Consider the following 9824-nt stretch of genomic DNA (forward strand, 5'->3'; position numbering starts at 1 on the left):
AGCGGCATGTACCTGACTCGATTCCAACGCTGCGATTCCTCATCGCGCAAGCCATCGCCCGCAAACTTCAGCGCTGTCCGTGCTGTGGAGCAGGCAATCATGCCATGTGACACAGTAAGACTAGCAGCCTGTCGGACTTGATGGGTCAAAGCGAAAAATGTGGGGGACGAGCGCAGTTTTGCACGGGTTTCAAGCGAATAGTTATTCTATTCGCGCAGAAACACGGGCAAAAATGAGCCGTCTTCCCACATTTTGTAGCCGACTTGGTCAAGCCCGACAGGCTGCTAGACGCCTGACCAGCGCCCTACTGCTCGGCGCCGCGAGTGTTACCGCCTACGCCCCGCTGGGCTGGTTCCCACTGCTCTGGCTCACGCTGGGCGGACTGTTCACGCTGCTGATCACCACAAAAACCAAGGGCTTCCGCGAAGGCGCGCTGCTCGGCGCCGCCTTTGGCTTTGGTCTGTTCATCGCCGGCGTATCGTGGGTGTATGTCAGCCTGAGCCTGTTCGGCGGCATGCCGACCCTGCTGGCCGGGCTGGCCACCGTCCTGTTCTGCTGCGTACTTGCGGCCTACCCGGCGCTGGTCGGCGCCGTGTTTGTCCGCTTTTCTCCGTCGCTCTGGTGGCAGCGCAGCCTGTTCTTTGCCGCCTTGTGGACGCTCAGCGAATGGCTGCGGGCCTGGGTCTTTACCGGATTCCCCTGGCTAGCCGTTGGCTATGCGCAGGTTCCGTCCAGCCCGCTCGCCGGTTTTGCCCCGCTGCTCGGCGTTTTCGGCGTTTCCCTGGCGACCGCGCTGACCGCCGCACTCAGTTGTGAAACAATTCTGCGCAGGATCAACCATGCGCGCTGGAGCCCATGGTGCCCGGCCGTTCCCTTGTTGACGGTCGTCATGCTGCTCAGCGGCGGCGGTCTCCTGCGCAACCAGCGCTGGACCGTAGCGCAGGGCGCCCCACTCGCAGTCGCCCTGTTGCAAGGCAATGTCGCGCAGGATCTCAAATGGCGGCCGGAAAAACTCAACGAGTCGCTGCTCACCTACTACCGCCTGGCCCTGGACAATCCGGCGCAACTGACCGTTTTGCCTGAAACGGCCTTGCCGGCTTTTCTTGAGCAGGTTCCGGGCGACTATCTCGATGCGCTCAAAAAACTCGCCGAACGTCAGCAGGGCGACCTGCTGTTCGGCATTCCGATCGGTGCTCAGGGACAATATGCCAATGGGGCAGTCAGCATTGGCATATCGCCAGAACAGCGCTACAACAAATCGCACCTGGTGCCCTTCGGCGAATTCGTCCCCCCAGGCTTTGCCTGGTTTCTGAGTCTGGTGAATATCCCGATGTCGGACTTCACCCCCGGGAACAGCAAACAGCCTCCAATGCGAATCGCCGGGCAGAAAATCGCCGTCAATATCTGCTACGAGGATGCCTTTGGCGAGGAAATCATCCGCGCCCTCCCGGAGGCCACGCTACTGGTCAATCTGTCCAACGTCGCCTGGTTCGGTGATTCGCTGGCACCAGCGCAGCACCTGCAAATCGCCCAGATGCGCGCCCTTGAGACCGGACGCATGATGCTGCGCGCGACCAACACCGGAATGACTGCCATTATTGGCGTTGACGGCACCGTCCAAGGCGTTCTCCAGCCCTACACTCGCGCCGCGTTGCGCGGCGAAGTCCAGGCCTACACTGGTGCCACACCCTATGTGCGCTGGGGAAACTGGCCAGTGATTGTGCTTGTGCTGTTGCTCATTGCTTTCCTCCGCAGGCGCAACGCAGTATCCTCCGAAGCAGGCGATTAACACTGCGGAGAATATTCCATGGCACTGCTTTCCTGGTCCAACCAGTATCTGATCGGCAATGAGGTCATTGATGCCGAACACCAAGAGCTGTTTCGTCGGATCAACGCCTTTCATGACCACTGGCTCGAAAAACGTGACCAACAATCAATCGCTCACCTACTCAACCAGTTGGTGAACTACGCGCAAACGCACTTCCGGCACGAGGAAGACATCATGCGCGACGCTGGTTTCCCAAGGCTTGTCGAGCACCAGAAAATCCACGAATCGATGATTGAAACCATCTTTAACCTGCGCCAGTCTTTCGAGGAAAAGAATATCCACCTTGAGATGGACACCATGAAATTTGTCAAGGATTGGCTGGTCAATCACATCGTCGATAGCGATTACATGTTTCGCAATTTTCTGGCGCGCAGGAAGAGTTCCGCTGAAACGCCGGAACAATAGAACGAAGAGCCCTTTTCCTTGAAGGGCTAGGGCTGCGATTCGCTAATGTGGCCTCGGTGCCGGCGCACCGCGCAGTAGGCCTTCGGTAGAAAGATCTTCGTCGACCTCCGACCAATGGATGCCGAAGCCGCCTGCACAGACCTCCCACTGGTGTCGCTGTTCGGGTGTCGCGTTCATCAGGCGGGGGTACCACGCCATCGGCACCGAGATTGTGCGCCCGTCCATCAGATCGACGGTGAGGCTGTCGTCACTGAAACGTACGTCCCTGACGCGCTCATCCGCGCTGATTGCCAAAATACCCATGCCATGCCTCCAATAAGCTTGCCTGCTGTGCTCTCACGATACGTTGAATCTCGCCCAACTCCTTGGCGCTCAAACCCGAACTGCGGGCCAGCGCCACCGGTTGCAACCAGAACTGTGCCGAACTGGTGTCACGATCCACATGCATATGCGGCGGCTCATTCGGCTCGTGTCTGAAAAATAAAACCGATGCGGCCCTTCTCGCAGCACCGTGGGCATGCGCCTGACCCTAGGCCGCCTGGCGCAATTCGGCCAGGCGCTGACAAAACCTCGCGGGGCCTTCGGTTTGAATGCGTCTGCCCATCGACGTGATTCCCATGTGATGGCACAAGCCTGAGAATTCGGTGGTGCGCATAAAAGCCCCGCCCTCGACAGATGTACATCTGGCGTGAATTGTGCCGTCCATCAGCAAATTTAGCAACCTGGAGCCTTGTCCTTGAGCCTTGTCCTGCTGGCCTGACATCCTGGTCTGGCATCGCCATTAAAATTTTCATGCCCATGTTACGATGGCGCCAGACCGCGTCGGCACCTCCGAATTCGTCTCCGAAGCGTGTTAGTCTGTGTCGGCTTTTTTCAATCACTTGAACGAGTCGATATTCCGATTCCGATTAATCATTCGCAAGACTAAACGGGAGGATGTTATGGTTCCTTTTAAATTCACGGTACTTGTCACAACGCTGGCATTGAGCATTGCATTGGATGCCCATGCGGCTCCCGCCGATAAAGCCGCGCCAGCGGCTGCCACGGTGGAAGGAGTGCAACTTCCCGCCTGGGTGGAACGAGCATCCTCAAGCAGCCGGCAGCCTTTGTCCCCCGGGGCGGTGCTGGGCAGCCAGGACAATGTTTTTACCGGGCCCAATGCCCGGCTGTTGCTCCGCCTGGCAGACGGCAGCACCGTCAAGCTCGGCGAAAAGGCCCAATTGAATCTGAACCGCGCCGAAGCATCCCGCGAGAATAACGAGATCACTTTGCGTGCTGCGCTTAACCTTGTCGTCGGTGCATTCCGCTTTACGACCGATACGCTCAGCAAATTGCGCAGCAAGCGCGAAGTGGACATCAAGATTTCCACCGTCACCGCAGGCATTCGAGGTACCGATGTGTGGGGCGCCCAGCGACCTGACCGCGAAATCGTCTGCCTGCTTGAAGGCAAGATCAGCATAGACCGCGAACTGAACGACGCCAAAGAGTCGCTGACTTTGGACCAACCCTTGCAGTTTTATATAGCGCTCAAGGACAAACCGGCGAACCCTGTCGGTTCGGTCAGCCCAGATCAAATACGCCTGTGGTCATTAGAAACGGAAATCGCCGCCGATCAGCCCGTGCTGCGCGTGGATGGCAACTACAAGGTAGTTTTCGTTGCTTCCGAGCAGATCGCCGATGCGTTCCAAGCCTACGACGAGCTGCGCACCGCCGGCTATCCCGTCAGCATCCAACCCGTACCGGGCAAAGGCAAACACAGCTATCAGGTTCGCGTCGTTGGTTTGGAAAGCGAAGCAGCAGCCAATGCGCTGCTGGCCCGCTTTCCTACCTACGATAAGGCGCGTGTCTTGCCCTGATTTATTGGCAGTTCGCAACTGTCCTACCGGTCAACGCCCGGTAGTCAATGACACGCTGCAAGTCAGTCCAAAAGTTTTTGTAAGTTACAAACGCATTGGGCATCACCTTGGGTGAGCCGCATACTTTGCTGGCGGTTGCGCCAGCAAAGTTATTGGCATCATCGAACAAAATGAAGGCCGTTGCGTCACCCTCGTCGCGTGCAATGTGGCACGTGCGGCACGATTGCCCATACACCTTGTGGTAATCATTTACCACCTGGGCCGGGCTCTGGCCGTTGATCGCCGCACCAACACTCCAACCGCTGGGCACCGCAGGCTTTGTGGGAGGCACGGTGAACACCCCGCCGGGGTACCACGCGTTGATGAGTGATTTAACTGCACTGGTTGGCGGCTGAGTGTCACGCACCATTTGATTGAGAGCGCCGAAGTTATTGCTTTCGGCCGCAGTCAAGGTGTTGACCGCCGGTGCAAAATCCCACGAACGACTGCCGGAGTACTTGAACGAAGGCAAGTCAAATTCGCGGAAACGTGCAAACGTCGCTTCCTTCGTGACCGGATCCATGACGGGACTGCCACCGTGGCAAACCAGGCACAGGTGTGGTACCGACTTGGGACCCATGCCGTCCAAATCGGCAAACTTGATGCGTGGTGCAGAGGCATCACCGCCACCGTACACGTAGAACGTCACCCGCCGGTCCAAGGCCGCAGCATTCTTATACTCCATGGTTACCGTCGCACCACGCTTGCCAGGAGTTCTGTTCTCCGCATCATCCGCATTTTGCAGATTTTGGTCGGGCAAGCCGTAATTGGTGACGTAGCAGGCCAAGTCACTGCCGCTCTTCTTGCAGTTCATATCGCGGCCGAAACCGAGGTCATTGTGGTTGAGGTATGCAGCCCGAGTACCGCCGCTCCCATCTGCCGCAAAGGTATTTGCAGTCCACCAGTCACCCAGATTGGATTTGGCTGCGCCGGCGATGGCGTTGTAGTAGTCGGTGGCGACTTGTTCACCATCCTCCGGCAGGAAAACACCGTAAGGTCCATTGAGGAACGCGGGGCGGCCTGATGCATCAATGTCGCCGTAGTCCGGCAATGTAATGGGATCAGCCTCCAGCACGATGGCATCGCCACAGACCTCGTAGTTATTGGCGGTCGGCCACAGTTCGGTCAACGGTCCAGGGCGCGTGGTGCGCAATGCCGTCTCACGCACGTCGGTGTTGATGATTTTGTCCAGCAACACCACCTGTTGTCCGTTGTAGGCCCCACGAATCTGCATACGCAGGGTAGTGGGCGGGAAAGCAGGCGCGGTGTAGGGGATGCGGTAGATGGCGTGGTACTGATCTGAATCGAGCACCGTTTCCTTAACCTGCACCGAGGTCCCGTTGTACGACACATAGGCGCGCAAGGTCAGTGGCCCCCAACCCGACAGCGAGTTACCCGTTTGCAGGCGCACACAGGTCGCAAAGTTTGGGTCGGAGCCTGCCACGTCCATGTTGATGGTCGAGAAGTGCTTGGTGTTACCCACGTAAGCCCAGCCTTGCGGGGTGTTCTTCAGGGTAGCTTTGCCTTCTTCCAGCCAGAGGCCGGTTTTTTCCTCGTACGACCACATGGCGATCGTGGGTTTGGCATTGGGCTTCTGCGCGGCGGATACAGGAACGCGCAGTTGCGCAACAGCGCCCGGTTTGAGGTTGAGCAGCTTACCGGCCGCATCGCGGAATTCGGCATACACCGCACCAAAACTTTCCAGCTCGGCTGGTACACCATTGCTGCCCTGCGCCCGGTAGTCACCCGGCAATGAGCGGCGTGCCGGATTCAGCGTGGCCAGAGCCATGGTGACTTGCCCCTGCGGTGCGCGTTGATCGGCATCCACCAATGCGCCAGCGGGTATGACCACTTGTGCGCCAATGTGGCGGCAGGCCTTTTCACGCTTTTGGGTTCGGTTAGGCACCACCGCAGCAGTGTGCGTAGTGTTGTCCTTGCCTGGAGCGGTGCTCACAGACACGGCTTTGCCACCGGGTGTGCCGCAGGGGCCGCTGCTGCCAGCATCCACGATCTTGATATCTTGCGTGGGATCGTGGCTGGTAACTTGTGCGCGGATCAATTCATAGGTCGCGCCAGTGACGCTTTTATCAAAGGGGTGCGACTGTTGCGCATACTGTGGATGGCTGATGTTCACTACATAACGCTCAGGCGGCGCTTGCGGTGGCACGTTCAAGTCGAACCAGCCTTGCGCATTGGTGGTTGCGGTCTTGCCGCTGACATTCACTGTGGCGCCACCTACGGGTGCTTGCGTGGTCTCGTCAATTACTCGACCAGAGAAAGGCACATCAGGCGCACCCACGGTGAGCGACATGCGCTTGTAAGCGTAGCCCCCCTTACCATCACGCGCCATCAGGTACACCGCATACAGGCCAGGTTTGCTTGGCAAATTCCAGTCTTGCTGGGCCGCATTGGTACCGGTGATGGTTCCATAGCCGTCCAGAGTGCGCCAGAGGTATTCCACCGGGTCCTGGTCTTTGTCACGCAGCACCGCTTGCACACGCACCGTACTGCCCGCAGCGGCGCGGCTAAGGCCAATGGTGCCGTCATAAACACCCAAGCTTGCTATGGTGGGCGCATGGTTGGGCAGGGTCAGATTGACCACGGGCGATGTGCCGCCAACGGACACGCGCGCCTTGGTATTGGATTTTTCGCACTCAGCCGTCAAGTCATAGCGACCCGCCGACACGCCACCAATGGCGTACTGACCAGCCACATTGGCGCGCACACCTTTGCGCAGCACATTGCCGTGCAAATCAAGCAATGTCAGTTGGGTAGATACATCCAGCTTAAAGAACGGGTCATTCACCCAACAAGCCCGCTGGTCTGCGTTTAGTACGGTGCCGGTAATCAACCGGCCTTCGGATTTCGCAGAGACCACACCCAGGTACGTGGTGTGCTGTTTGACAAAAATTCGCCCCGTACAACCCGTGATGCCGGAGACTTTCCAACAGGCCACGTAGACGCCGGGCTTAGGTGCTTCAAATGAGAATTTACCGTCTAGCCGGGTAGTCGCCTTGGCCACCACCTGCTGCGTGACCGCCTCACGCAACACCATATCGATGTCGGTAAGTCGGATATTCTGTGGAACTAAGGTGAGCGTACCGGCAACCCGGTTGCTGGCGTGGGCGGAACCGAACAGGCCCAAGAGCAAAATACCAATACAGAGCAATGATTGTAAGACGCGATTTTTCAATTCAATTCGCATGCTGACCTCCGTTGTTTAGCGAGTCTGGATTCCCCATCAATGGAACGTGCATCCCATTGACGACTTACTCCCTCGCGCCACCCCTATTGCTGAGGCATGCACCTTGAACTGCCGCAATCCACGGCGATCGAACAGCGGACAGCAGCTTGGCGAGTATCAACCTGTAATGCGCACATGGCAAGAGTTTTGTTGCGCAGGAGAGGTGACGAAAATATTTGGAGCTGGCGTATAGTTGCGTTTCTCATTGATTCGTTTTCACTTGACGAAATACGTCTATCCGCTCAATAACGATATTTGAAGGTCATGTATTTCTTGGAGTCATGCCATGCTCTTTGGATGCACCAACGTTGACATGTTTCTGCTTGAAGAGCAACGCCGCAATCCCGCCCTGACAGGTGACTTTTCGATGCTTTTTGGCGACATCGTGCGCTCTTGTAAGGCCATCGCGCACATCGTTTCACAGGGCGCGCTCGCCAAACTACCCAGCCATGCGGCAAGCCAGGATGCACAGGACGAAACACAGCGCACGCTCGACATTTTGTCCAACCAGTCCTTTCTCAAATATTGCGGGTGGGGCGGCCATTTTTCGGCATTGTCCTCGGGCGAGATGGAAGACATTTGCCCACTCCCCTTTGCCGGCCAGCGCAGCAGGTATCTGCTGGCATTCGAGCCGCTTGATGGCGCTTCGAATATCGACGTGAATCTCACGGTTGGCAGCATTTTTTCGGTACTGTGCTGCGCCGACCAGGGCACCGAACCGTCGGTCGCTGATTTTCTCCAGCCTGGCTCATCCCAGGTCGCTGCCGGTTATGCCATTTACGGCCCATCGACGATGCTGGTGCTGACCGTTGGCACCGGGACCCACGGTTTCACCCTGGATCGCGAAATTGGCGATTTTCTGCTGACTCACCCAAAACTTCAAATCCCGGCCTCGACCCATAATTTTTCCATCAACACCTCCAATGAGCGTTTCTGGGAGTCGCCCATTCGCCGCTACGTTGACGAATGTCTGGCCGGCAAGACCGGCGTTCGCGAGAAAGATTTCAACATGCGCTGGGCCGCCGCAATGGTCGCTGACGTACATCGCATCCTGATGCGCGGCGGCGTTTTCATGTATCCGCGTGACGCCAGGGATTTGAGCAAACCCGGTCGCCTTGAACTGATACACCGGGCGAACCCGATGGCGATGCTCGTCGAACAGGCTGGTGGCCTGGCCTCGACCGGTTACGAGCGAATCAGCGAGGTGCTTCCTGCCAGTTTGCATGAACAGGTGTCGGTCATTCTCGGATCACGCGACGAAGTCGAGCGCATCGATCGCTACCACCAGGAGTATTTGAGCGGTGAAGACAAGCCCTTCAGCTCCCCCCTTTTCGCCACACGCACCCTGTTCCACAGCAATTGAACGATGACTGCACTCACCCCGGAAACTTTTCAAAGACCACTGGACAGACATCATGTCGATCAAACACCCCGTCATCGCCATTACCGGCTCATCAGGTGCAGGCACCACGTCGGTCACGCGCTTTTTTCGGAACATTTTCCGGCGCGAGAAAATAAACGCTGAAATTATCGAGGGCGACAGTTTTCACCGCTACGATCGCGCCGCAATGAAAGCCAGGATGGCCGAATTGACGGCCACCGGCGACAATCATTTCAGCCACTTCGGCCCGGAAGCCAATCTGCTCGGCGAACTGGAAGATCTCTTTCGCGAATACGGCGAAACAGGCGGTGGCAAACGCCGCTACTATATCCACGACGAGGAAGAGGCCAAACGCTACGGCGCAGAGTCAGGCACCTTCACTGAATGGCAGGATATTCCAGAAGGCTCCGACCTGTTGTTTTACGAGGGTCTGCACGGTGCGGTCAAAACCGAAAAGTTCGACGTCGCCAGCCATGTCGACCTGCGCATCGGCGTCGTGCCGATCATCAACCTCGAATGGATACAGAAGATTCATCGCGACAAGGCGCAGCGCGGCTACTCGACTGAAGCGGTGATGGATACCATCCTGCGCCGTATGCCGGACTACATCAATTACATTTGCCCGCAGTTTTCGCAGACCCACGTCAATTTCCAGCGGGTGCCCACCGTCGACACCTCCAACCCGCTCATTGCCGAGGATATCCCCTCGCCTGACGAAAGCTTTGTGGTGATCCGCTTTGCCGACCCGCGTGGCATCGACTTTGCCTACCTGTTGAGCATGCTCCACGATTCCTTCATGTCGCGGCCGAACATCATCGTCTGCCCTGGCGGCAAGATGGGTCTGGCGATGCAGATCATCTTCACCCCCTTGATCATGCAGGCCATGGACAAGAAGCGCCACAGACGTTAAGTCAAGCCTTTCGCTGCTGCCACCCAGGGCAATTGCATCAAAATGCGAATGCCATTGTCGTCGACCCACAGAAATAATCGTTTACGCTCAATGAGTTACAGAGGGGCTGTTCACAGCGTTTGGAATTGTGTAGTTTTCTGTCTTTTTGGGGTGACTCATGG

8 protein-coding genes are annotated in these 9824 nt (G+C 57.4%); 5 read left to right on the forward strand and 3 right to left on the reverse strand.

Annotation, left to right across the window (positions count from 1 at the left end):
* The first annotated feature begins 232 nt into the window (after window positions 1-232).
* Window positions 233-1789, forward strand: a complete 1557-nt coding sequence (gene lnt, locus Q1J43_RS01690) for an apolipoprotein N-acyltransferase (protein ID WP_301100572.1) — start codon at window positions 233-235, stop codon at window positions 1787-1789.
* Between the two features lie 18 nt (window positions 1790-1807).
* The gene (locus tag Q1J43_RS01695; protein WP_301100573.1) at window positions 1808-2233 is read left to right on the forward strand and encodes a bacteriohemerythrin; all 426 of its coding nucleotides are present in this window, start codon (window positions 1808-1810) and stop codon (window positions 2231-2233) included.
* Window positions 2234-2275: 42 nt separating this feature from the next.
* Here Q1J43_RS01695 and Q1J43_RS01700 read toward each other — a convergent pair whose 3' ends face one another.
* Together Q1J43_RS01700 and Q1J43_RS15850 are read right to left on the reverse strand one after the other, a co-directional pair.
* On the reverse strand, window positions 2276-2536 hold the full coding sequence (locus Q1J43_RS01700) for a DUF2442 domain-containing protein (protein WP_301100574.1): 261 nt from the start codon (window positions 2534-2536) through the stop codon (window positions 2276-2278).
* Window positions 2508-2681 carry a DUF4160 domain-containing protein gene (locus Q1J43_RS15850; RefSeq protein ID WP_366141818.1) on the reverse strand — a complete coding sequence of 58 codons (174 nt, stop codon included), beginning with the start codon at window positions 2679-2681 and terminating at the stop codon, window positions 2508-2510. Before Q1J43_RS15850 ends, Q1J43_RS01700 begins: the two co-directional genes overlap by 29 nt.
* Window positions 2682-3093: 412 nt before the next feature.
* On the opposite strand from Q1J43_RS15850, the gene Q1J43_RS01705 reads away from it, so the two are divergent.
* A complete protein-coding gene (locus Q1J43_RS01705) occupies window positions 3094-4089 on the forward strand; it encodes a FecR domain-containing protein (protein ID WP_301100575.1) in 996 nt (331 codons plus the stop codon).
* 1 nt (window position 4090) lies between these two features.
* On the opposite strand, the gene Q1J43_RS01710 is transcribed toward Q1J43_RS01705, so the two are convergent.
* Window positions 4091-7333, reverse strand: coding sequence for a carboxypeptidase regulatory-like domain-containing protein (locus Q1J43_RS01710; RefSeq protein WP_301100576.1), 3243 nt, complete (start codon window positions 7331-7333; stop codon window positions 4091-4093).
* 325 nt (window positions 7334-7658) lie between these two features.
* Between Q1J43_RS01710 and Q1J43_RS01715 the strand changes: the two genes are divergently transcribed.
* Both Q1J43_RS01715 and Q1J43_RS01720 read left to right on the forward strand, forming a co-directional pair.
* Window positions 7659-8735, forward strand: coding sequence for a class 1 fructose-bisphosphatase (locus Q1J43_RS01715; protein ID WP_301100577.1), 1077 nt, complete (start codon window positions 7659-7661; stop codon window positions 8733-8735).
* A 52-nt stretch (window positions 8736-8787) separates the two neighbouring features.
* Complete coding sequence (locus Q1J43_RS01720; protein ID WP_301100579.1) at window positions 8788-9663, forward strand: phosphoribulokinase; 876 nt, start codon at window positions 8788-8790, stop codon at window positions 9661-9663.
* The last annotated feature ends 161 nt before the right edge of the window (window positions 9664-9824 follow it).

It is taken from the genome of Propionivibrio sp., from assembly GCF_029255185.1.
In the GTDB taxonomy this organism is placed as follows: Bacteria; Pseudomonadota; Gammaproteobacteria; order Burkholderiales; family Rhodocyclaceae; genus Propionivibrio.